A 22,624-nucleotide genomic window follows, 5' to 3' on the forward strand; every position below is an offset into this window, starting at 1 on the left:
GTTACGGCACCTTGCCGGCGCAGCATTTGCCAGACGGCAAAAAATCCGTAAGGTTCCAGCACCGTACACTTGCTGGAGGTCATTCGGTTTGCCTGAATACGTCGGTTCCGTCCTGCTTTTGCTCTGCGCGCTGCAGGTCAAGCACATGTTTGCCGACTTCTTTCTGCAGACGCCGAAGATGCTGGCCGGCCGCTGCGCCTATGTCCACATGGGCCGCGCGCAGCATGCGGGGGTGCATATCATCGGCTCGGCCATTGTCTTTGCCCTGTTCGGAGCACCTGTGGTTTTCATCCTGGTGCTGGCCGCATTGGAATGGGTGGTGCATTTCCACATCGACTTCGGCAAGGCGCGCTATTCAGAGGTGAAGAAACTGAACCCGCAGCAGGCACGGTTCTGGCAGGCCATGGGCGCGGACCAGATGCTGCACCAGCTGACCTATGTCGCCATGGCCTGGGCCTGGGTCAAATACACGGCGATGTAAACCGCAGCCTTGGGGGCCAGCCCCCAAACCCCCGGAGTATTTCCAGCAAGATGAATGAGCAGGCCCCTTTTCATCTTGCTCCAAATACTCTCGTCCCGCCGCCCGGCAGGCGGCTTTGCCGCCGAGAGGGGGCCAGCGCCGCGAGGCGCAATTACTAGGGCACGACAGGTTTATCCCGCTTAATGGTCCGCAGCACCACATTGGTCTGGGCGCTGGCCACGGCCGGCAGGCGGAACAGGAAATCCTCCAGGAACCGGTTGTAAGCTTCCAGATCAGGTGCCAGCACCCGCAGGTGATAGTCCGCCTGCCCGGTAGTGGCATAACATTCCTGCACCAGCGGGCTGGTTTCCACCGCCCGTATAAACTCCACCAGCCTGTCCGGGTCGTGACGGGTCAGATGCACATGCACCAGCGCCTGAAACCCCAGACCCATGGCCGGCGCATTCACCACCGCCCCGTAACGCTCGATAATGCCTGCCTCCTCCAGCGCCCGCACCCGGCGCCAAAGGGCGGAGGCGGACATCCCCACCGCCTCGGCCAGATCGGCATTCGAGATGCGGGAGTCTTCCTGCAGCAGGGTCAGAATGCGGCGGTCGCGGTCGTCGATCTTCATGAATCGGTCCAGATTTTCAGAAAGCGGCGGTGATTTGATCAATCTAACCATAAATCTCCGCAAAACCAGCAACAGGGGCAAATCTTTTCAGGCTTTGGGGATTATTCTTCCGAAAAACACGACTTTGCGCGCAAGGACTCCCCCGCGATGACCAAGCTGAGCCACGATTTCCGCAGCTACAAGCTGGATGACAGATACGACATGACCAAGGGCCGGGTGTTCCTCACCGGCACCCAGGCGCTGGCCCGGATCATGCTGGACCAGGCCCGGCGCGACCGCGAAAGCGGGCTGAACACCGCAGGCTTTGTTTCGGGCTACCGCGGCTCGCCCTTGGGCGGCGTCGATCTGGAGTTCTGGCGCGCCCAGGAGCGGATGCAGGCGAACCGGATCAAATTCATGCCCGCCGTAAACGAGGACCTCGGCGCGACGGCCGTCCTGGGCGCGCAGCAGGCGGTGCTGGACCCGCACTGCGAGGTCGAAGGCGTGTTCTCCATGTGGTACGGCAAAGGCCCGGGCGTGGACCGCTCCGGCGATGCGCTGAAGCATGGCAACGCTTATGGGTCGTCGGAAAAGGGCGGCGTGCTGGTGGTGGCGGGCGATGACCATGGCTGCGTCAGCTCCTCCATGCCGCATCAGTCGGACGCCGCTTTCCTGGCCTGGTTCATGCCGATCCTGAACCCGGCGGATGTGTCGGAATACCTGACTTTCGGCGAATACGGCTTTGCCCTGTCGCGCTACTCGGGCACCTGGGTGGGGTTCAAGGCAGTGTCTGAAACCGTGGAGAGCGCCCGCTCGGTGGAGCTCCGCCCGGACCGCAGGTTCATCTACCCGGAGCTGCCGGACTACCCCGGCGGGCTGCATATCCGCCGCGCCGACCTGCCCTCGCCCGAGATCGAAACCCGCATCCATGCCAAGCTGGACGCAGTGCGCGCCTTTGCCGAGGCCAATCCGATCGACAAGCGGATTTATGACATCAAGGAGGCGAAGTTCGGCTTTGTCTCCACCGGCAAGGGGCATCTGGACCTGATGGAGGCGCTGCGGCTTCTGGGGCTGGACGAGGCCGCCTGCCGCCGCCTCGGCATCGACATCTACAAGGTTGGCATGGTCTGGCCGCTGGACCGCACCGACGCGCTGCGGTTTGTCCGCGGCAAGCAGGAGGTGCTGGTTGTTGAAGAGAAGCGCGGCATCATCGAGAGCCAGTTCAAGGAGAACTTCTACGACTGGCCCGGCAGCAAACCGGAGAAGATGGTCGGCAAATACGACAGCCAGGGCGCGCCGCTGATCCCCTGGACCGGAGAGCTGAGCCCGCTGTTGCTGGCGCCCATCGTGGCGGCGCGGCTGGACAAGTTCTTCCCCGAGGAAAACCTGCCCGCAAAGGCCGCAGCGCTGACGGCTGAACCGCCGAAGGTGCTGAACGTGCCCGGCGCCACCCGCACGCCCTATTTCTGCTCGGGCTGCCCGCATAACTCCTCGACCAAGCTGCCTGAAGGGTCCAAGGCGTTTTCCGGCATCGGCTGCCATGTGATGGCCAGTTGGATGGACCGGGAGACCGCAGGCTATGCGCAGATGGGCGGAGAAGGCGTGCCCTGGACTGTCGCCTCGCAGTTCAACGGCAACAAGCATGTGTTCCAGAACCTGGGCGAAGGCACCTGGTACCACTCGGGCTCTTTGGCGATCCGCCAGGCGGTCGCGGCCGGCACCAACATCACCTACAAGATCCTCTACAATGACGCGGTGGCGATGACCGGCGGCCAGCCGGTGGACGGGCCGGTCTCGGTGCATGGCATCGCCCAGACCTGTCGCGCCGAAGGGGTGGAGCGGATTGCCCTGGTCTCTGATGACATCGGCAAATTTATTCATAGCGATTTCCCACGCGGCACCACCTTCCACGACCGCGCCGAACTCGACAGGGTGCAGCGCGAGCTGCGGGACATCCCCGGCGTCACCGTGCTGATCTACGAGCAGACCTGCGCCACCGAAAAGCGCCGCCGCCGCAAGCGCGGCAAGATGGAGGACCCCAAGCGCTTTGCCTTTATCAACGATCTGGTCTGCGAGGGCTGCGGCGATTGCTCGGTGGAGAGCAACTGCCTGAGCGTGGAGCCGAAAGAGACCCCCTTTGGCCGCAAGCGCAAGATTAACCTCAGCACCTGCAACAAGGACTTCTCCTGCCTGAACGGATTCTGCCCCAGCTTTGTGACCGTCGAAGGCGCCACCCGGCGCAAGAAGAAGCCAGCCGGGCTGGACGCGGCTCAATTGACCACCAAGCTGCCCGCCCCCGAACTGCCTTCGCTCACGGAGCCGTTCGATCTGCTGGTCACTGGGGTCGGAGGCACCGGCGTGGTCACCGTTGGCGCGCTGATCACCATGGCCGCACATCTGGAGGGCAAGGGCGCCAGCGTCCTGGACTTCACCGGCTTTGCCCAGAAGTTCGGCACAGTGCTGAGCTATATCCGGCTCTCCAAGGAACCGGAGAGCCTGAACCAAGTGCGCATTGATCAGGGCGGCGCCGATGCCGTCATCGGCTGCGACGTGGTGGTGAGCTCGGCGCCCAAGGCCTCGGTGCACTACCGCCGTGGCACCAAGGTGGTGCTGAACCGGGCAGAGATGCCCACCGGCGATCTGGTGCTGCGCCGCGATGCTGACCTGATGGCCGGGGTGCGGGAACAGACCGTCGCAGAAGCGGTGGGTCCGCAGAACCTGTCGGGCTTCAACGCAAATGAAGCGGCGGAGGAGATGCTGGGCGATGCGGTGCTGGCCAATGTCATGATGCTGGGCTTTGCCTGGCAGAAAGGGCTGGTGCCGGTGAGCGCTGGCGCATTGGACCAGGCGATTGAGCTGAACGGGGTTGCGGTAGAGAAAAACCGCCTTGCATTTGCCATCGGCCGGGCGATGGCCGCGGACCCGCATCTGGTCGCCAGCCACTACGAGGAGAAACCGGAACAGGATGAAACCCTGGACTGCATGATCGAGCGGCGCGCGACCTTCCTCACAGGGTATCAGAACATGGCCTATGCCGGACGCTATACCAGTGCCTTGAAACGGTTCCGCAGCACGCTGCCGGAGGCTGCGCAGGAAGAGCTTACCAAGCCCGCCGCCCAGGCGCTGTTCAAACTGATGGCCTACAAGGACGAGTTCGAAGTGGCCCGCCTCCTGACCAGCGAGGCTTTCCAGCATCAGCTGGCAGATGAATTCGAAGGCGATTTCAGCATCAAATACCACCTCGCCCCGCCGTTGCTGAACTGGAAACAGGACGCGCAGGGACGCCCTGCCAAACGTGCCTTTGGCGCCTGGCTGCGGCCCGCAATGAACCTGCTGGCCAAAGGGAAAGCCTTGCGCGGCTCAGCCTTCAATCCCTTCGGCTACCACGAGGAGGCGCGGCTCCACCAGGACCTGCTGGCGTGGTTTGAAACTGCTTTGGACACCGTCGCCAGCCGCTACAGGGTGGAAACCCATGACGATTGCCTGAAAGTGCTGCAGGCGCCGATGGAGATCCGCGGTTATGGACCTGTGCGCCTGGAGGCCGCCCGGGACGCGCGGAACCGGGCCGAGGAATTGCTTGCCAGTCTCTAGGGTCAGACGTCCCAGTGCTGTTTGGTGAACTCGGTGAAAGCCTGCATTTCCTCCGGCAGCGGCTCGCGGCCGGTGAAGACTTTGAGGTACTCCGGTGTCACTTCCAGCCGGTGGGCATGGCTTTCGTTCGGGTCCGCCATGTCATAACCCAGCTGCATATAATAGAGTACTTTGGCCCGGGTCATCGCCTCGCGGTTTGCGTAGCCGTAGCGTTCGAACATGCCTGTCAGCGCCTCGACCCTGCGGCTGTCGGAGCGGTCCAGCAGGCTGCGCACCTTGCCTGAGCGGCGCGACCAGTCGCGTACCGCAAAATCCAGCGCAGTGTTGAAGAGGTTAGGATTGGTGATGCAGTGGAAGACGTTCAGCACCGCCCCGGTGATGGTCTTGGCCGGCGCCTCGGCCTGGCGCACCATGCCGGCGGTGTTGGTCTGCTCCCAGGTTTTCAGCAGCGCGTCCAAAAGGTCCTGGCGCGACTTGAAATACCAGTAGAAAGAGGAGCGTGAAACCTGCATCCGCTCGGCCAGCGCCAGCACCTTGACCTGCTCCACCCCGTCCGAGATCAGCACGTCCATCGCCACGTTCAGCCAATCATCGCGGGTGACCTTGATATTGCCCACCAGCGGCTCGGCCTCGGGGTTGTCCCGGTGCAGTACAGGTTTTTGCGCCATTTGCCGCCTTTCACGTCCATCGCTTCCCGCCCCATCCTAGGAGGGCGGGCTGCCGCCGCCAACAGCACAGCCCCGCCGTTTCGGCCAGCAAGTGGCGGCAAAGCAACAGCCGTGCCCCGGCGGCGTCCGGATCGGTTCCGGCATGGAAACCATAACCGGAACGCGGATGTTATCATTTGTGAACCCAGGCTATGTACAAACCGCAAAACCGTCACAAAACCGGTACCGGCATTGGCTAACAGGCGCGTACCGGGCCTTTGGCGGCGGTCGGAAAGCCGTTCACATTTCCCTTGCGCCGCGGACGGATGGCCAAATGGGGTTTGACTAAACGGCGCCGGTCGCGCGAAGGTGAGCAAAAAAACAGGGGAAAACACGATCTCATGAACGCCTTAAACCAGCCGGGCGGGCAAAACTGAATGCGTCCGCTGCTGTCCGTCGAAAACCTCAGCATCGGATTTGGCAAGGGCGAGCCGGTCGTGAAGGACGTGAGCTTTGCCGTGCAGCCGGGTGAGACACTGGCCCTGGTCGGCGAAAGCGGCTCTGGCAAGACGATCTCCTGCCGTGCTGCCCTGCGCATCCTGCCCAAGGCGGCACAGCTGCGTTCGGGGCGCATTCTGCTGGAAACCCGCGGCGAAACGCTGGACCTGGCAACGCTGGACGAGCGGCGGATGCGCGATGTCCGCGGCAATACCGTGTCGATGATTTTTCAGGAGCCGATGCGCTCGCTGTCGCCTTTGCACCGGATCGGCAACCAAGTGTCCGAGGTGCTGTGGCTGCACGGCCGCAAGTCCGAGCGCGCGGCGCGCAAGGAGGTGCTGGAGTGTTTCGAACGGGTCGGCTTTCCGGATCCGGACCGCACTTACCGGTCCTATCCGTTTGAGCTCTCGGGCGGTATGCGCCAGCGGGCGATGATCGCGATGGCAATGGTGGCCAAGCCTGACCTGCTGATTGCGGATGAACCCACCACCGCGCTGGATGTGACCACCCAGGCCCAGGTGCTGGGGCTGATGAAGGAACTGCAGCGCGAAACCGGCATGGCGATGATCCTGGTCACCCACGATCTGGGGGTTGTCGCCAATATGGCCGAACAGGTGGTGGTGATGCACAAGGGCCGGGTGATGGAATCCGGCCGCGCCGAGCCGATGCTGCGCGCTCCCGCCCACCCCTACACCAAGGCTCTGTTCAGCGCCGCCCCCGAGATCCCGGATGAGGCCATCGTCGCTATCCCGCCGTCGCGCGACGATCTGATCATGGAAATAAAGTCGGTCTCCAAGACTTATACCCTGCGCGCCAGCAAAGGCTGGCAGGCCCCCACCCTGATCCACGCCTGTCGCGAAATCGACTTGCGGGTCACGCGCGGCGAGACGCTGGCAATCGTCGGTGAAAGCGGCTCGGGCAAGACCACCGCCGCGCGGATTGCCCTGGGGGCTGAGCTGCCCGATCCGGGCGGTGAAGTGCTGTTCCGCCCCGACGCGGAGAAACCGCCCATCGAGGTCCACAACATGGACCGCGCGGCCCGCACCGCCTTTCAGCGGCAGGCGCAGATGGTGTTCCAGGATCCCTACTCCTCGCTGTCGCCGCGGATGCGGATCCAAGACACACTGACGGAGCCGCTGGAAATCCACGGCATCGGCTCCCGCACCGAACGCCGCGACAAGGCGGCCGAGATGCTGCGGCTGGTGGGCCTGTCGCCAGACATGCTGAAACGCTATCCGCATGCGTTCTCCGGCGGCCAGCGCCAGCGCCTATCGATCGCGCGCGCCCTGATGCTGGACCCGGCGCTGATTGTTTGCGACGAGCCAACCTCGGCGCTGGATGTTTCGGTGCAGGAGCAGATCCTGCGGCTGCTGGAAGAGATCCGCGACCAGCAAAACCTGTCTTACCTGTTCATCAGCCACGACCTGGCGGTTGTGGCGCGGATTGCCGACGAGGTTGCCGTGATGCGGCGCGGGCTGATTGTCGAACAGGCACCGCCGGAAACCCTGTTCTACAACCCTCAGCATCCCTACACTAAGGCGCTGATAGCCGCCCAGCCGGAACCGGACATTGACCGCCCCATCGACCTGGACCTGGTGTCGCAAGGCGCCGGCGCGCCGGACTGCTGGCCCGAGGAATTCCGCTTCAACGGCACCCATGCGCCGCCTCTGGTGAACCTCAGCCACCTGGAAGCCGGTCACAAGGTACGCTGCCATGCTTGATGTTTTGAAACCGCTTCTGACAGCGGCCCTATGCCTGGCGCCGCTGCCTGTGCTGGCCGGGCCTGACTTGCAGGAAAGCAAGTTCTGGAAATCCGAGGTCAAGGCAGGCTACCTGCCCCCGGTTGCCGAACGCCTGCCGGATGTGCCGCTGGTGGTGAACCTGGCCGCCAAGGGTCGTGAATTCGGCATTCAGGGCGGGACCCTCAACACCATGGTCACCCGCTCCAAGGACATCCGCCAGATGGTGGTCTATGGCTATGCGCGGCTGGCCGGCTACGATGAAAACTACCGGCTGCAGCCGGATATCCTGCTGGGGTTTCTGAACGAGAACAACCGCCGTTTCACCCTGAAACTGCGCCCCGGCCATCACTGGTCCAGCGGCGATCCCTTCACCTCGGATGATTTCCGCTATTGGTGGGAGGATGTTGCCAACCATCCAGAGCTGAGCCCCGCAGGCCCGCCGGATTTCCTGCGGGTGAACGGCAAACTGCCGCGGGTGAGCTTCCCGGACGAAACCACTGTCATCTACGAATGGGACGACCCCAACCCCAGCTTCCTGCACACGCTGGCCCAGGCCCGCCCGCCGTTCATCTACCGGCCGGCAAAATACCTGAAGCAGTACCACGCGGATTATGCTGATCCGGAGATGCTGGAAGAAGAAGTTGACTATGCCCGCGTCAAAAGCTGGGCGGCGCTGCACAACAAGTTCGACAACATGTACAAGTTCGACAACCACGAACTGCCGACCTTGCAGCCCTGGATCAATGCCTCGCCCGGCAAGAAGATCCGCCACCAGTTCGTGCGCAACCCCTATTACCACCGGATCGACAGCCGCGGCGTGCAACTGCCCTATATCGACACAGTAGAAATGGAGATCGTCAGCCCCGGGCTGGTCGCTGCCAAGTCGAACGCCGGTGAAGCCGACCTGCAGGCCCGCGGCCTGGGTTTCCGCGACATTCCGATCCTGCGCAAGGGCGAGAAGGACGGCTCCAACTACAAGACCTTTCTCTGGGGCAGTGGCGCCGCCTCGCAGATCGCGATTTATCCGAATCTCAACGTGAACGACCCGGTCTGGCGCGGGATCTTCCGCGACGTGCGGGTGCGCCGGGCCTTGTCATTGGCCATCAACCGCCGCGCCATCAACCGGGCGCTCTATTTCAACCTGGCCAAGCCCGGCGCCATGACGGTGCTGGAGCAAAGCGAGTTCTTCGACCCCGAGCTGCGCGCTGCCTGGGCGGATTTCGATCCGGAACTGGCCAACAGGCTGCTGGATGAAGCGGGACTGGACAAGAAGGACGGCTACGGCATCCGCTACCTGCCAGACGGTCGGCTGATGGAACTGGTGGTGGAGACCGCCGGCGAACGCCAAGAGGTGGAGAACGCGCTGCAGATCATCTCGGACGACTGGCGCGATGTAGGCATCAAGCTCGTGATGCGGCCCTTGGACCGCGACATCCTACGCAACCGGGTGTTTTCCGGCAACACCATGGCCTCGGCCTGGTTCGGCTGGGACAACGGGCTGCCGCAGGCCTATACCTCCCCGGTCTATCTGGCGCCGACCGATCAGGTGTTCCTGTCCTGGCCGAAATGGGGCCAGTATTATCAAACCGGCGGCGACGCAGGCGAGCCGCCGGATATGGCGCCCGCCCAGCGGCTGATGGAGCTGATGCAGGACTGGGACCGGGCCACTACGGATGAAGAGCGCTCGGCAGCCTGGCGCGAAATGCTGAAAATCCACGCCGACCAGGTCTATGCCATTGGCGTCGTGGCCGGTGCGCCGCAGCCTGTGGTCGTCAGCAACCGTCTACGCAATGTTCCCAAACAGGCAACCTGGGCCTGGGATCCGGGGGCGCATTTCGGCCTCTACCGCCCGGACGAATTCTTCTTCGAGGACGGCAAAGGCTGATGGAAATCCTGAAATACGCCATTTACCGCTTTGGCACCATGCTGCTGACCCTGCTTGTGGTCTCGGTGCTGGTCTTTGCCATCATCAACCTGCCGCCCGGCGACTACCTGTCGAACCAGATCGCCGAGCTGCAGGCCACCGGCCAATCCGCAGGTGTGGCCAAGGCGGAATTCCTGCGCAAGGAATATGCACTCGATAAGCCTTTATGGCAGCAATACATGATCTGGATGGGGTTCATGCCTGGCCCGCATGGGTTCTCCGGCATGATCCAGGGCAATTTCGGCTGGTCGTTTGAATTCGACAGCCCGGTTGCGGATATCGTCGGCGACACCCTGTGGCTGACAGTGCTGGTGAATCTCGCTGCCGTTGCCTTTGTCTATGCCGTGGCGCTGCCGCTTGGCGTGCTTGCCGCCGCCCGCGCACGGACCTGGGTCGACTACACCTCTGCCTTCATCGGCTATCTGGGCCTTGCCACACCGAACTTCCTGCTGGCGCTGATCCTGTTCTACTACGGCCACCGATGGTTCAACCTCCCGATCGGCGGGCTTATGGCGCCTGAATTCGAAGGCGTTCCGATGAACTGGGAGAAGGTGAAATCTATTCTGGTGCATCTGATCGTGCCCACCTTCGTGATCGGCACCGCAGGCGCCTCTGCCATGATGCAGCGGCTGCGCGCAAACATGCTGGACGAGCTGGGCAAGCCCTATGTGGAGACCGCCATCGCCAAGGGCATGAAGTCCTCGCGGATGCTGGCCAAATACCCGCTGCGGGTGGCCTTCAACCCCTTTGTCGCCGATATCGGCAACCTGCTGCCCTCGATGATCTCCGGCTCGGTGCTGGTGTCAGTGGTGCTGGGCCTGCAGACCATCGGCCCGACCCTGCTGACGGCGCTCAAGACCCAGGACATGTTCCTGTCGGGCTTCGTGCTGATGTTTGTCGCCCTGCTCACCCTGATCGGCACCATGATTTCGGACGTGCTCCTGGTGCTGCTTGATCCCAGAATCCGCTATGAGGGGCGCGGCACATGACTCAGCTACCCGACGGACGTTATGTCGACGATGCCCCTTTCGATCCGCAGGCCTCGCTGCTGGAAATCGAACGTAAGGACCTGGACGCCCCCAACTGGCTGCTGGTCTGGCGCAAATTCCGCACCCACAAGCTGGGCCTCATCTCCGGCGCCTTCCTGCTGATCTGCTATCTGCTGCTGCCAGTGGCCGGGTTTATCGCCCCCTACGGGCCGAACCAGCGCCACAGCGAGCACCTCTATTCGCCGCCGCAATCGATAAACCTGTTCCACCAGGGCGAATTCATCGGACCATATGTCTACCCGCTGACCTCGCATGCCGACCTGGAGACTTTCCAGTGGGTGTTTACTCCTGATCTCGAGAACCCGCAGAATCTGGAGTTTTTCTGTGAGGGGCGCGAGTACAACATCGCCGGGCTGATCCCCTCCACCACACATCTGTTCTGCTCGCCTGACGAGAACAGCCCGGTGTTCCTTTGGGGCTCCGACCGGCTGGGCCGGGATATCTTCTCGCGCATCCTTTACGGTGCACAGCTATCGCTGACTGTCGGCCTGATAGGGATCACCGTGTCCTTTGTGCTCGGCATCTTTTTCGGCTCGCTGGCGGGCTATTTCGGCGGCAAGACCGATTGGGTGATCAACCGGGTGATCGAAATCCTGCGGTCGCTGCCCGAACTGCCCTTGTGGCTAGCGCTCTCTGCCGCGGTGCCCTCTAACTGGTCGCCGGTGGCGGTGTTCTTCATCATTTCAATCATCCTTGGCATTCTCGACTGGCCCGGACTGGCAAGATCCGTGCGCGCCAAATTCCTCAGCTTGCGCGAAGAGGAATACGTCCGCGCTGCCGAGATGATGGGTGCCTCTTCCGGCCGGGTTATCCGCAAGCATCTGCTGCCGAACTTCATGTCGCATCTGATCGCCTCAGCCACTTTGTCGATCCCTGCTATGATCCTGGGTGAAACAGCGCTCTCCTTCCTTGGCCTCGGCCTGCGCGCGCCTGCCGTCAGCTGGGGGGTAATGCTGAATGACGCGCAGAACCTGGCCTCGATCGAGATCTACCCGTGGACGGCAATCCCGATGCTGCCGATTGTTGTGGTCGTGCTCGCCTTCAACTTCCTGGGCGATGGTCTGCGGGACAGCCTGGACCCCTATCAGCAATGACCCTGCTCACCGCTCTGCCTGCCCCGGACAGCTACCGCACCTCCGGCACCGGCCAATGGCGCAGCGCCTTTGCGGTGACTGAACTGGCCAATGCCTCGGTAGCCGCCGTGGGGCTGGAGCTGGCGGGGCTGATAGAAGCGCTGAACCTGGCACCGGCTGCACCTGAGGTCACTGTGGACCAGCGGCTGGCCTCGCTCTGGTTCAGCTACAGTTTCCGCCCCGAAGGCTGGGAGATTCCCAGCCTCTGGGATTCGATTGCCGGCGTCTACGAAGCATCTGACGGCTGGATCCGCCTGCACACCAACCTGCCGCACCACCGGCGTGCGGCGCTGCAGGTGCTGGGATGCACGGGTGAGCGCGCTGCCGTCGCAGCTGCGGTCAAATCCTGGCAGGCAGACACTCTCGAATGCGAAATCGTTGCCGCAGGCGGTGTTGCCGCTGCCATGCGCAGCCGCGCAGAGTGGCTGGCGCATCCGCAAGGCCACGCGGTCGCTGCAGAACCGTTGATCCATTGGACCGAACCCCAGCACATCAAGCTGCGCGGCAGGCCGCAGGCAACCGCTGCCCGCCCTTTGGCCGGCCTCCGGGTTCTGGACCTGACGCGGGTGCTGGCCGGCCCGGTCTCCACCCGCACCCTGGCCGGCTTCGGCGCCGAGGTGCTGCGCATCGATCCGCCTGGCTGGGACGAGCCCGGGGTGATCACCGACATCTCACTGGGCAAACGCATGGCGGCCCTCGACCTGGCCAAGGGCGAAGACCGGCTGGTGTTCGAAACACTGCTGTCCCAGGCCGACGTGCTGGTGCACGGCTACCGCCCCGGTGCGCTGGAGGGATTGGGCTATGATCGCGAGACCCGCCGCCGGATCGCACCGAATACCGTGGAGGCCAGCCTGGACGCCTATGGCTGGACAGGCCCCTGGGCCGCCCGCCGCGGCTTCGACAGCCTGGTGCAAATGAGCGCAGGCATTGCAGAGGCCGGGCAGTACTGGGCTGGCACAGACGGGCCGCACCCTTTGCCCGTGCAGGCGCTGGACCACGCCACTGGCTACCTGATGGCCGCGGCGGTGTTGTCGGCGCTGACCGTCGCAGCCCGCAACGAAGCAGCACCCGCCGCCCGCCTTTCCCTGGCCCGCACCGCTGAACTGCTTGCCGGCCTGAACAAGACTGCCGAGGGCGCCGAAATCACCGCTGCGGACACAGGCGACTACAGCGGCAGGCTTGAAAACAGCGGCTGGGGCCCGGGCCGCCGCCTTGCTGCGCCCCTTGTCCTCAGCTCAGCGCAGATGCGCTGGGAACTGCCTGCCACCCGCTGCGCCAGTGCCGCTGCCTGCTGGCAGGGATAGCCCCCAGGAAAAGGGGCGCTGCCCCTCTTGGCCCTCCCGGGCCAATTCACCCCGGAGTATTTTCGACCAGAAAAAAGCCTGTCCGGGACAGCTCTGTTTCTTTCTGGTCTCAAATACTCCCGCCGGAGGCAGCGGCGCGCATTAGCGCGGCGCCACGCCCAACCCCAAGCGGAGCGCGCCAGCGGTCCGGCGCGGGGGCGGGAGCCGCTCCGCTCAGTCAGCGGTCGTCGCCGCCGGGGCCACCCATTTCTTCCAGCAGATCTTCATCAATCGCAGCCTGGACCGCGCCAACGGCCGCTTCCTTCTGCTTCGGCGTTACCTCGCCTTCCTGATCGGGGGCCAGCCGCACAGTGACTTCGCGGTGCGCAAACTTAACGCCTTCCCGGGCAAACAGTTCCCGGATTTCCTGATAGACACGCTTGCGGACAATCCATTGATCCCCTGGCTTGGTCATGAATTTCACCCGGATGATCATCGCTGAATCCTGCATCTCGATCACCCCTTGCGACTTCAGCGGCTGGATGAAGGTGTGACCGACAACCGGATCATCCATCAGCCGCTGCCCCAGCTTCTTGATCAGCTTGCGGACCTTTTCCACATCGGTGTCATAGGTCACCCGCAGCGGCAGCTTCATCATCACCCAGTCGCGGGAGTAGTTGGTCAGCACCTTGATCTCACCGAAAGGAATAGTGTGCAGCGCGCCCAGGTGGTGGCGCAGCTGGAACGAGCGCACTGAAATCTTCTCGACCGTCCCTTTCACATCGCCGATGTCGATGTATTCGCCTTTGCGGAACGCATCATCGACCAGGAAGAACGCACCCGAGAAAATGTCCCGCACCAGTGTCTGCGAGCCGAAACCCACGGCCAGCCCGACCACACCGGCACCGGCAAACAGCGGGCTCACATTAATCCCCAGCTCCAGGAGCACGATCAGCACGATCGACACCAGCACCACCGCCAGGATCGCGCCGCGGAACAGCGGCAGCAAGGTGGCCAGCCGGCTAGCGCCGCCGGCGCCGCCTTCGTCACCCAACTCCCCAGGCTGCACGTCGCCAACTTCCTCGTCGATCTTGCTGTCGATCCAGATCCGGAACAGGTGATAGACGATGTAGCCGATGAACAGGATCACGGTGACATCAATCACCCGCTCCGCTGACGTGGTTTCAGTCCAGCTGGCCTCCGGGTTCCAGACAATCACCAGCGAATAGGCGCCAACCACGAAGGCTAGGATGCCAGCAACCCGGCGCGCAAGATCCTCGTAGGTGGAAATCGGGTGCTTTACCGCCGGAAGAGCTTCTGCTTCCTCCGCCTCGGCCGCCTCTTCCGCGTCTGTTTCTTCAGGCGCTTCCACCAGCCGGCTGCGGCGGAAATAGCGCTCGATGAAATAGTTGATGGCACCGTAGACGATCAGAATTGTCGTCAGCACAAAGTAGCTGCCCGCCATCAGCGGTATCGACACATCGTTCTCCAGCACCAGGTCAAAAGCCAGTTTGAGCCAGCCGAAGGCCATATAGGCCATCAGAACCGGAGCCCAGGCCACCGCCAGGACGCGTACCAGCCAGGAACAGTCCTCCGGCACCCGCCCAGCGCGGATCGCATTGGAAATCGCCCGGCCGTTGACAAGCACCATCAGCAAGTTGCCAATCAGCCCGGCCAAGGCCAGCACCCCGTAGACCATCGCGTAGACATTATAGTTGAGCCCGAAGTCCCCGACCCAGGTGGCAAACAGCACCGAAGAGATATCGTAAGTCGCCAGAAGCGCAGCCCAGATATAAAGCCGCTTGGCATCCCTATCGGAGAACACCGGTATCCGGTACTGGGCCAGGAACGGCGACAGAACCATCCGCCACAGGTCCGACACCGTGCGGGCCAGAAAGAAGGCGGTGTAAATCGCTGTGGCGGTGAATTCGATGGAAGGATCCCCGGACGAACCGAAGATCAGGTAGGAAATCAGCGCTGCAAAGATCATTGCAAACACTGTGCCGCCGATCCCCATCAGGAAACGGTAGACCAGGAACGGCATCTTCTCTTCGTAGCCCTCCGGATTGGCCCGGATCCGCGCCACCACAAAGCGTTTGGCAAAGCGCTTGCCGTAGATTTCCGTCGACAGCCAGCGGCCGATCAGCAGGAACAGCACGCTCCAGCCCAGCACCTCGACATAGGTCATGATGCGCCCGTCCGGACTGGTCTGGCGCAGGATGTACTGCATCTCGAAGATGGAATAGGGCAGCGCCTCCAGCCGGCTGTTCAGCTCGGCCCGGAAGGCGCCGACCTTGGACTGCGCCTTCATCAGCATCGATGGCTGCTCCATCAGCTCGGTGGCTGGATCTTCGTCCTCCGGCCCGGTGCCGGGCGGCGCATTCAGCAGCTGACCGCTGCTGTCGACAACCACAACACTGACGCCGCTTTCCGCCGCCTGTTCGATCGCCTGGGCCAGCGCATCCGCTCCCGCAGCGTCACTTTCCTGCGCGCCGGCGTGAGCGGTCAGGGTGAAACTCAGCAGCCCGCAAAGCAGAAACCGGTACAATACTTGCAGCATGAAGGCCTATCCTTTTGGAAACTTGCATCAAATTAACCACGCGCCGGAGCGTTGCGCAAATAGCGCGGAGGCAAATTCCTGTGCGCTTTGCAACAAAGGCGCATGATTGCATGCACAGGGTCTCCGGGCTATACAATTTCAGACATCCGCCCCTTGGGCGGAGCGCCGCAATGCCCCGGCCCGGCACAGCCTGCCATGCCCCGAATGCGGCACAAGCAAAAACTGACCGCGCCTCCGCCGCAGCTGGCTGCGGGGCGCGCAAACTGAGGCGGAAGATGGCGGAGCACAAGAGCACGCGCCCGGAGACGAGCGACAGCAGCGGCTGGCCTGGTCCCGGCACTGCTGGAAATCTCCCTCTGCCAGGCTCAGCCCAGCACCCCAATCAGGCATCCCTATGACGGACACAGGCACCACACAGACAGCTGCGGACACCGGCACGCGCGGACCGCGGATCATGTTCTACAGCCACGACACCTTCGGGCTGGGGCATCTGCGCCGTTCGCGGGCGCTGGCCGGCGCCATCACCGCCGCCAATCCGGACGCCTCGGCACTGATCCTGACCGGCTCGCCGGTGGCCGGCCGTTTCTCCTTCCCGTCCCGGGTCGACCATGTCCGCCTGCCCGGCGTAATCAAGCGCTCGGATGGCTCCTATGCTTCGCGCACCATGGGCATGAGCATCGAGGAAACCGCCGAGCTGCGCGCCGCGCTGATCCGCTCCACGGTGGAGCAATACGAGCCGGATGTTCTGATCGCTGACAAAGAGCCGACAGGTTTTCGCGGCGAGCTGATGCCGGCGCTGGACCTGCTGAAATCCGAGGGGCGCTGCAAGATGGTGCTGGGCCTGCGCGACGTGCTGGACGATCCCGACGTGCTGGCCGCCGAATGGGAGCGCAAGCACGCGGTCGAGGCAACCCGCGATTTCTATGACGAGATCTGGGTCTACGGGCCCCGCTCGGTTTATGACCCCACCGCCGGGCTGCCCTTCACGCCAGAGATGCAGGCGCGGATGCATTGGACCGGCTATCTGCGCCGCGATCTCGGCCAGGTCGGCGAGCCGCCCGAGCAGCCTTACCTGCTGATCACCCCCGGCGGCGGCGGCGATGGCGAGATGATGGTGGACCTGGCGCTTGCCGCCTATGAGGCCGACCCGGAACTCACCCCGCGCGCGGTGCTGGTCTACGGGCCCTTCCTGTCCGGCGAAACCCGTGACGATTTTGAGGAACGCGTCGCCCGCCTCAATGGCCGCGTCACCGCTGTCGGCTTTGAATCGCAGATTGAGACCCTGTTTGCCGGCGCTCAGGGCGTCGTCTGCATGGGCGGCTACAACACCTTTTGCGAGGTTCTGTCCTTTGACAAACCCGCGGTGATCGTGCCCCGCACCACGCCGCGGCTGGAGCAGTGGATCCGTGCCAGCCGGGCCGAGGAGATCGGCCTCACCACCATGCTGGACGAGACCCGCGACGGCTGGAATGCCCCGGCCCTGGCTCAGGCCATCCGCGCGCTGGCCAAACAGAAACCGCCCTCCGCGGCCGGTTCTGAGGGCCTGCTGGACGGGCTCGACTATGTCACCCGCCGGATCGACGCCCTGCTGCAGAATACCCATCAAGAGGCCGCTGAATGAACACGCCCCGCCCGCCGCTGGCGGTGGTGGTCAAGGGCTGGCCGCGGCTGTCCGAGACTTTCATCGCGCAAGAACTGGTTGCCCTTGAGGCGGCCGGCCATGCGTTTGAGATCTGGTCGCTGCGCCACCCCACCGACGTCAAGCGCCACCCGCTGCACGCGCAACTCAAGGCCCGGGTAAACTACCTGCCCGAATACCTCTATGAGGAGCCGGAGCGGGTCTGGCGTGCCCGCAGCATTGCGCAATCCCTGCCCGGCTACGCCGAGGCCTACCGGATCTGGCGCGCCGATCTGCGCCGCGACCGCACCCCCAACCGCATCCGCCGCTTTGGCCAGGCCTGCGTGCTGGCCGCCGAAATGCCGGACGAGGTACTGGGGCTTTACGCGCATTTCCTGCACACGCCTTCTTCAGTGGCCCGCTACGCCGCCATCATGCGCGGCCTGCCCTGGAGCTTTTCGGCCCACGCCAAGGACATCTGGACCTCGCCGGAATGGGAGCTGGAAGAGAAACTCTCCGCGGCTCACCATGGGGCCGCCTTCGGCGCCACCTGCACCGGTTTTGGTGCCAAGCACCTGCAGGAAATGGCAGATACGCCAGAACAGGTCGACCTGGTCTATCATGGCCTTGACCTATCGCGTTTCCCGGAACCGCCGAAGCGCAGCCTGCGCCAGCCGCAGGATCCGGTGCATTTCATGTCCGTCGGCCGCCTGGTCGAAAAGAAAGGCTTCGATCGGCTGATCGCCGCGCTGGCGCTGCTGCCCGCTAGCCTGGACTGGCACTGGACCCATATCGGCGGCGGCGGGTTGGGAGATCTCTTGCAAGGCATCGCCGAGGACGCAGGCATCGCCGGCCGCATCACCTGGCGCGGGGCCTGCGATCAGCCCGAAGTGATCGAGGCGATGCGCAACTCAGATCTGTTTGTCCTGCCCAGCCGCGTGGCTGCAGACGGCGACCGCGACGGGCTGCCCAACGTGCTGATGGAGGCCGCCTCGCAATCCCTGCCGATCTTGTCGACCCCGGTCTCGGCAATCCCCGAGTTCATCGACCACGGCACCCATGGCCTGCTCAGCGAAGACAGCCCCGAGGCGCTGGCCGAAACCCTGCTTTACGCCGCCCGCCACCCGCAAAAGCTGGCAGCGATGGCGGACTCAGCCCTCACCCGTCTGCGCACCGACTTCGGTATGGACCCCGGCATCGCCCAGCTCTCCAAGCGGCTGAACGCGATGCTGCAGGGCGGCTGAGGCCGATGGCACCCGGAGCCGGAAAGCGGGTCGCCTTCTACGCGCCGATGAAGCCGCCGCATCACTCGGTGCCCTCCGGCGACCGTGAGATTGCCCGCAACCTGATGGGCCTGCTGAGCGGCAGCGGCGCGAACGTTCAACTGGCCTCAGATCTGCGGATCTATGACAAAGCGGGGGATGCCGGCTTTCAGGCCGGTCTGCGGCAGCAAGCAAAGACTGCCGCCGAACGGCTGATCCGCGAAATGCCCGAAACGGACCTCTGGGTCACATACCACAACTACTACAAGGCCCCCGACCTGATCGGCCCGGCTGTGGCCCGCGCCCGCGGCATTCCCTATGTGCAAATCGAATCCACCCGCGCCAAGAAGCGCTTGACCGGGCCGTGGAGCGGCTTTGCCGAAGCGGCCCACGCTGCCGCAGATGCCGCCGACGCAATTTTCTATTTCACCGAACAGGACCATTTCGCCTTGAACCGCGACCGCTGCGGCAGCCAGGTCCTGGCCCATCTGCCGCCCTTCCTGCCGCTGGACACCCTGCCTGCCGCATCCTCGCTGGACGGCCCGATGCTGGCCGCAGGCATGATGCGGGAAGGCGACAAGCTCAATTCTTACCGCTTCATCACCGAAACGTTGGCGCATCTGCCCGGCGGCTGGCGGCTGGATGTCGCGGGCGACGGCCCCGCGCGGCCCAAGGTCGAGGCGCTCATGGCACCGTTTGGCAGCAAAATCCGTTTCCTTGGCCAACTGTCCCGCCCGGAGCTGGCGGCAGCCTATGCCAAAGCCAGCCTGTTCCTATGGCCCGGCGTCAATGAGGCCTTCGGCATGGTCTACCTGGAAGCCCAGGCACACGGCCTGCCGGTGGTGGCCCAGAACCGCCCCGGCGTGCGCGATGTGCTGCAGCCCGGAACATACCCCTCGCCTGAAGACGGCCCGGAAGCTCTCGCAGCCTTTACCGCCCATCTGCTTGCAAATCCTGCGCTGCGCACCGAAGCTGGCCGCAATGCCCGGAACTATATCTCTTCCCGCCACCTTGCGCCCGCTGCAGCCCGGACCTTCTGGGAAACCGTTTTGCCGTTGATGGAGGCCTCCGCATGATCCGCCTCGCCCTGCTGCGCCACGGCCACACCGCCTGGAACCGCGCCGGCCGCATCCAGGGCCGCAGCGACATCCCGCTGGACGATCAGGCCCGCGAGGAACTGCGTGGCTATTCTCTCCCTGCCGAGTGGTGTCAGGCAGAGCTCTGGTCCAGCCCGCTGCTGCGAGCAGCAGAGACCGCGGAACTAGTGGCAGGCCGCAAACCCCGCACCGCGGCTGAGCTGACCGAAATGAACTGGGGTGATTGGGAAGGCCTGCACGGCCTGGACCTCAAGGCCGATCCGGACAGCGGCTTCCGCGATATCGAGGACTGGGGCTGGGACTACCGGCCGCCTGGCGGCGAGAGCCCGGCCGAGGTCTGGAACCGCATCGCGCCCTGGCTTCACAGCCTGACACAGGACAGCATTGCCGTCTGCCATATCGGCATCATGCGGATGATCCTGGCACGCGCCCATGGCTGGAACTTCGTCGGCACCGCTCCGTTCCGCATAAAACGCAACCGGTTGTTTGTGGTGGAGATTGAAGGGGCCTCCCTCTCACCCTGGCTCGAGCCCGTCCGTCTCATCCGCAAGGACGCAGCATGAAAGTCCTGATCGCCGTCACCCATCTGCTTGGCACCGGCCATCTGTCCCGCGCGCTGACCCTGGCCCGCGCCTTCACCGCGGCCGGACATCAGGCGCAAGTGGCCTCCGGCGGCTTCCCCGCCCCGCAGCTCAATGCCGATAGAATAGACCTGGTCCAACTGCCGCCGCTGCGCTCAGACGGGGTGGATTTCACCCGGCTGCTGGCGCAAGACGGGACCTTGGCCGATGACCCCTGTCTGAGCCGCCGCCGGGACACCCTCTGCAGAACGTTGCAGGTCCTGCAGCCGGATGTGCTGATCACCGAGCTTTACCCCTTTGGCCGCCGCTCCCTGCGCAAGGAGTTCCTGGCGCTGCTCGAAGCCGCCCATGCGATGCCTCAAAGGCCAGTGATCCTGTCTTCGGTCCGCGACATCCTCGCTCCGCCCTCCAAGCCGGAGAAGGCGGAAAAAGCCGATGCAGTCATTGCCAAATTCTATGACGCGGTGCTGGTGCATTCCGACCCCGCCGCCACCACGCTGGACGCAAGCTGGCCGGTCTCTGACATGTTGGCGGCCAAGCTGCGCTATACCGGTTACGTCGCCCCGCCCGCCGCCGGGCCGCACCCGCAGCAGGCGGGCGCCGGCGAGGTACTGGTCAGCGCCGGCGGCGGCAGCGTCGGCACCCCGCTATTTGAAACCGCGCTGGAAGCCGCCAAGCTGATGCCCGAGACCCCCTGGCGCCTGCTGGTCGGCGGCTCCGACGCGGCCGCGCGAATCGAGGCCTTTGCCAAGGCTGGCTCCCCTGCCCTGCTCGAGCCCGCCCGCAAGGACTTCCGGCAGATGCTCTCCCACGCCGCCGCCTCGGTCAGCATGTGCGGCTACAACACCGCACTGGATTTGCTGCAAGCCGGAACGCCCGCCGTCCTGGTGCCTTTTGACGCCGGAAACGAAACGGAACAAGGGCTTCGCGCCGCCAGCCTGGCGCCCTTGGACGGCATCCAGGTTGTGAAGACCGCAGACCTTTCCCCCGCCATGCTATGCACTGCGGTCAATTCGGCTTTGCGCGCATCCAGGCGGGTTGCAGGCGGTTTCAGGTTTGACGGAGCCGCCCGGTCTGTGGAAATTGCCGCAGAACTGGCGGGGGAGCGCGGATGATACCGGACTGGAGCGAGCTGGACAGGGAACTGGCCCATTGGCAGGAGGCGGGCATGACCCTGCCGCTGTGGTGGCGGGATGATGACGCGATGTCCCATTCAACCGAGCTGGAGCGGCTGGCCACGCTCGCCGCAGAGCTGGATCTGCCTGTGCATCTGGCGGTTATCCCGCAGGGTGTGACCCCGGACCTCAGCCGCTTTGTGGCGGACCATCCGTTGCTGATCCCGGTGGTGCACGGCTGGGCGCATCAGAACCACGCGCCCGCCGGCGAGAAAAAGGCCGAGTTCGGCGCCCACCGCCCGCTGGAAGAGCTTCTGGATGACGCCGAACGTGCCTTTTCCGCCCTGAAGGAAACCTTCGGCGCCAGCCTGCGGCCGATGTTCGTGCCGCCCTGGAACCGGATCTCGCCGGAAATGCTGACCTGGCTGGCAGGCGCCGGCTATACCGCTGTTTCCACCTTTACCCCGCGCAAAGCCGCTAAACCTGCTTCGGGCCTCTTGCGGGTGAACACCCACCTCGATCCGATCGACTGGAAGGGCAGCCGCAGCCTGCTGGCGCCAGAGCAGCTGATCGCGCAAGTTGCCCGCCAGATGCGCGACCGCCGCCTGGGCGAAGCGGACAATACCGAACCCTACGGCCTGCTCACCCACCACCTGGTGCATGACGAGGCCATCTGGGCCTTCACTGCTGCCCTCGCGCGACGCCTGCTTGATGGCCCGGGCGAAGCCTGGATCTATGACGAAAGGATGTCGTGAATGAGCCGCCTTGACTCGATGCTCCGCCGCCTCACTGCCCAGCGCGACGGGCTGAATTGGGCCGCGGACCAGATCAGCGCGATGGACGGCGATGTGCTCGACATGGGGCTGGGCAACGGCCGCACCTACGACCACCTGCGCGAGATCCTCGCCAGCCGCCGGATCTGGGTGATCGACCGGGTGCTGCAGTGCCACCCCTCATGCGTGCCGCCGGAACAGGACTTTCTGCAAGGCGAGGCCAAGCCGATGCTGGAGAAACTGGCAGCGGAGGGCCGCAGGATCGCCCTGGCGCATTATGATTTCGGCTTTGGGATCAAAGAAAAAGACGTCGCCGAAGCAGCTGCCCTGTCGCCGGTGATAGCCACGGTCATGACGCCGGGCGGCATCATCGTCTCCGGCCAGCCCTTGGCTGGCTTCGAGGAACTGGCCGGCCCCGAAGGCATCCCGCCCGGCCGCTACATGTTCTACCGGGCCGGCTGATCCCAGCCCCAAGCCAGCGGAGCCACCCGGCCCCGCGCCTGAACGCCCTGAGCGGTTCCAGGTTATGAGCCTGGCGGCAGCATTCCCCGGCGCAGCCTATCGCACGGTTATGAAAAATAGAACCGCATTGCAGGCCGAACCGCCCGGCCCCAGGCCGGGCAGCGCGGGGCTGCCCTCGATGGGCAGGTCCGCGCTGCGCCCCCCCCTCCGGCAGAA

17 protein-coding genes are annotated in these 22,624 nt (G+C 64.2%); 14 read left to right on the top strand and 3 right to left on the bottom strand.

Annotation, left to right across the window (positions count from 1 at the left end):
• The first annotated feature begins 88 nt into the window (after positions 1–88).
• Complete coding sequence (locus RA19_RS01470; RefSeq protein WP_039158890.1) at positions 89–481, top strand: DUF3307 domain-containing protein; 393 nt, start codon at positions 89–91, stop codon at positions 479–481.
• A gap of 154 nt (positions 482–635) precedes the next feature.
• Here RA19_RS01470 and RA19_RS01475 read toward each other — a convergent pair whose 3' ends face one another.
• Entirely contained in the window at positions 636–1,094 is a 459-nt protein-coding gene (locus RA19_RS01475; RefSeq protein ID WP_039159011.1) for an Lrp/AsnC family transcriptional regulator, read from the bottom strand.
• 147 nt (positions 1,095–1,241) lie between these two features.
• Between RA19_RS01475 and RA19_RS01480 the strand changes: the two genes are divergently transcribed.
• Complete coding sequence (locus tag RA19_RS01480) at positions 1,242–4,664, top strand: indolepyruvate ferredoxin oxidoreductase family protein (protein WP_039158892.1); 3,423 nt, start codon at positions 1,242–1,244, stop codon at positions 4,662–4,664.
• A gap of 2 nt (positions 4,665–4,666) precedes the next feature.
• Here RA19_RS01480 and RA19_RS01485 read toward each other — a convergent pair whose 3' ends face one another.
• Complete coding sequence (locus RA19_RS01485; protein WP_039158894.1) at positions 4,667–5,332, bottom strand: TetR/AcrR family transcriptional regulator; 666 nt, start codon at positions 5,330–5,332, stop codon at positions 4,667–4,669.
• 416 nt (positions 5,333–5,748) lie between these two features.
• Here RA19_RS01485 and RA19_RS01490 point away from each other — a divergent pair, with 416 nt between their 5' ends.
• The 5 genes from RA19_RS01490 to RA19_RS01510 are packed head-to-tail and all read left to right on the top strand — an operon-like array spanning position 5,749 to position 12,961.
• Positions 5,749–7,530: an ABC transporter ATP-binding protein gene (locus tag RA19_RS01490; protein ID WP_039158896.1), complete on the top strand. Its 1,782-nt coding sequence runs from the start codon at positions 5,749–5,751 to the stop codon at positions 7,528–7,530.
• Positions 7,523–9,436: an ABC transporter substrate-binding protein gene (locus RA19_RS01495; RefSeq protein WP_039158898.1), complete on the top strand. Its 1,914-nt coding sequence runs from the start codon at positions 7,523–7,525 to the stop codon at positions 9,434–9,436. The genes RA19_RS01490 and RA19_RS01495 overlap by 8 nt, the downstream gene beginning before the upstream one ends.
• Complete coding sequence (locus tag RA19_RS01500; protein ID WP_039158900.1) at positions 9,436–10,464, top strand: ABC transporter permease; 1,029 nt, start codon at positions 9,436–9,438, stop codon at positions 10,462–10,464. Before RA19_RS01495 ends, RA19_RS01500 begins: the two co-directional genes overlap by 1 nt.
• A complete protein-coding gene (locus RA19_RS01505) occupies positions 10,461–11,618 on the top strand; it encodes an ABC transporter permease (protein WP_039158902.1) in 1,158 nt (385 codons plus the stop codon). Before RA19_RS01500 ends, RA19_RS01505 begins: the two co-directional genes overlap by 4 nt.
• A complete protein-coding gene (locus RA19_RS01510; protein WP_039158903.1) occupies positions 11,615–12,961 on the top strand; it encodes a CoA transferase in 1,347 nt (448 codons plus the stop codon). Before RA19_RS01505 ends, RA19_RS01510 begins: the two co-directional genes overlap by 4 nt.
• A 217-nt stretch (positions 12,962–13,178) precedes the next feature.
• Here the strand turns inward: RA19_RS01510 and RA19_RS01515 are convergent, their stop codons facing one another.
• Positions 13,179–15,500, bottom strand: coding sequence for a mechanosensitive ion channel family protein (locus RA19_RS01515; protein ID WP_039158904.1), 2,322 nt, complete (start codon positions 15,498–15,500; stop codon positions 13,179–13,181).
• Between the two features lie 394 nt (positions 15,501–15,894).
• On the opposite strand from RA19_RS01515, the gene RA19_RS01520 reads away from it, so the two are divergent.
• Genes RA19_RS01520 through RA19_RS01550 form a run of 7 tightly spaced genes read left to right on the top strand, consistent with a single transcriptional unit; the run spans position 15,895 to position 22,408 of the window.
• Entirely contained in the window at positions 15,895–17,121 is a 1,227-nt protein-coding gene (locus tag RA19_RS01520) for a glycosyltransferase family protein (protein ID WP_241479003.1), read from the top strand.
• Complete coding sequence (locus RA19_RS01525) at positions 17,118–18,362, top strand: glycosyltransferase family 4 protein (protein WP_039158906.1); 1,245 nt, start codon at positions 17,118–17,120, stop codon at positions 18,360–18,362. The genes RA19_RS01520 and RA19_RS01525 overlap by 4 nt, the downstream gene beginning before the upstream one ends.
• 5 nt (positions 18,363–18,367) lie before the next feature.
• Positions 18,368–19,456 carry a glycosyltransferase family 4 protein gene (locus RA19_RS01530; protein WP_039158908.1) on the top strand — a complete coding sequence of 363 codons (1,089 nt, stop codon included), beginning with the start codon at positions 18,368–18,370 and terminating at the stop codon, positions 19,454–19,456.
• Positions 19,453–20,040, top strand: a complete 588-nt coding sequence (locus RA19_RS01535) for a histidine phosphatase family protein (protein WP_039158910.1) — start codon at positions 19,453–19,455, stop codon at positions 20,038–20,040. Before RA19_RS01530 ends, RA19_RS01535 begins: the two co-directional genes overlap by 4 nt.
• The gene (locus tag RA19_RS01540) at positions 20,037–21,173 is read left to right on the top strand and encodes a glycosyltransferase family protein (protein ID WP_039158912.1); all 1,137 of its coding nucleotides are present in this window, start codon (positions 20,037–20,039) and stop codon (positions 21,171–21,173) included. Before RA19_RS01535 ends, RA19_RS01540 begins: the two co-directional genes overlap by 4 nt.
• Positions 21,170–21,928, top strand: a complete 759-nt coding sequence (locus RA19_RS01545) for a polysaccharide deacetylase family protein (RefSeq protein ID WP_039158914.1) — start codon at positions 21,170–21,172, stop codon at positions 21,926–21,928. The genes RA19_RS01540 and RA19_RS01545 overlap by 4 nt, the downstream gene beginning before the upstream one ends.
• Entirely contained in the window at positions 21,929–22,408 is a 480-nt protein-coding gene (locus RA19_RS01550; protein WP_039158916.1) for a class I SAM-dependent methyltransferase, read from the top strand. It begins immediately after the preceding gene.
• Positions 22,409–22,624 lie beyond the last annotated feature (216 nt).

Origin of the sequence: Leisingera sp. ANG-M1 (assembly GCF_000813745.1) — a bacterium.
Taxonomy (GTDB): Bacteria; Pseudomonadota; Alphaproteobacteria; order Rhodobacterales; family Rhodobacteraceae; genus Leisingera.

What these genes read in the sequence shown, in the direction of transcription:
- RA19_RS01505 (WP_039158902.1), top strand. Translation starts at nt 10,461, where the DNA reads ATGACTCAGCTACCCGACGGACGTTATGTCGACGATGCCCCTTTCGAT.
- RA19_RS01500 (WP_039158900.1), top strand. Translation starts at nt 9,436, where the DNA reads ATGGAAATCCTGAAATACGCCATTTACCGCTTTGGCACCATGCTGCTG.
- RA19_RS01545 (WP_039158914.1), top strand. Translation starts at nt 21,170, where the DNA reads ATGATACCGGACTGGAGCGAGCTGGACAGGGAACTGGCCCATTGGCAG.
- RA19_RS01480 (WP_039158892.1), top strand. Translation starts at nt 1,242, where the DNA reads ATGACCAAGCTGAGCCACGATTTCCGCAGCTACAAGCTGGATGACAGA.
- RA19_RS01520 (WP_241479003.1), top strand. Translation starts at nt 15,895, where the DNA reads ATGACGGACACAGGCACCACACAGACAGCTGCGGACACCGGCACGCGC.
- RA19_RS01515 (WP_039158904.1), bottom strand. Translation starts at nt 15,500, where the DNA reads ATGCTGCAAGTATTGTACCGGTTTCTGCTTTGCGGGCTGCTGAGTTTC.
- RA19_RS01540 (WP_039158912.1), top strand. Translation starts at nt 20,037, where the DNA reads ATGAAAGTCCTGATCGCCGTCACCCATCTGCTTGGCACCGGCCATCTG.
- RA19_RS01490 (WP_039158896.1), top strand. Translation starts at nt 5,749, where the DNA reads ATGCGTCCGCTGCTGTCCGTCGAAAACCTCAGCATCGGATTTGGCAAG.
- RA19_RS01550 (WP_039158916.1), top strand. Translation starts at nt 21,929, where the DNA reads ATGAGCCGCCTTGACTCGATGCTCCGCCGCCTCACTGCCCAGCGCGAC.
- RA19_RS01495 (WP_039158898.1), top strand. Translation starts at nt 7,523, where the DNA reads ATGCTTGATGTTTTGAAACCGCTTCTGACAGCGGCCCTATGCCTGGCG.
- RA19_RS01525 (WP_039158906.1), top strand. Translation starts at nt 17,118, where the DNA reads ATGAACACGCCCCGCCCGCCGCTGGCGGTGGTGGTCAAGGGCTGGCCG.
- RA19_RS01510 (WP_039158903.1), top strand. Translation starts at nt 11,615, where the DNA reads ATGACCCTGCTCACCGCTCTGCCTGCCCCGGACAGCTACCGCACCTCC.
- RA19_RS01485 (WP_039158894.1), bottom strand. Translation starts at nt 5,332, where the DNA reads ATGGCGCAAAAACCTGTACTGCACCGGGACAACCCCGAGGCCGAGCCG.
- RA19_RS01535 (WP_039158910.1), top strand. Translation starts at nt 19,453, where the DNA reads ATGATCCGCCTCGCCCTGCTGCGCCACGGCCACACCGCCTGGAACCGC.
- RA19_RS01530 (WP_039158908.1), top strand. Translation starts at nt 18,368, where the DNA reads ATGGCACCCGGAGCCGGAAAGCGGGTCGCCTTCTACGCGCCGATGAAG.
- RA19_RS01475 (WP_039159011.1), bottom strand. Translation starts at nt 1,094, where the DNA reads ATGAAGATCGACGACCGCGACCGCCGCATTCTGACCCTGCTGCAGGAA.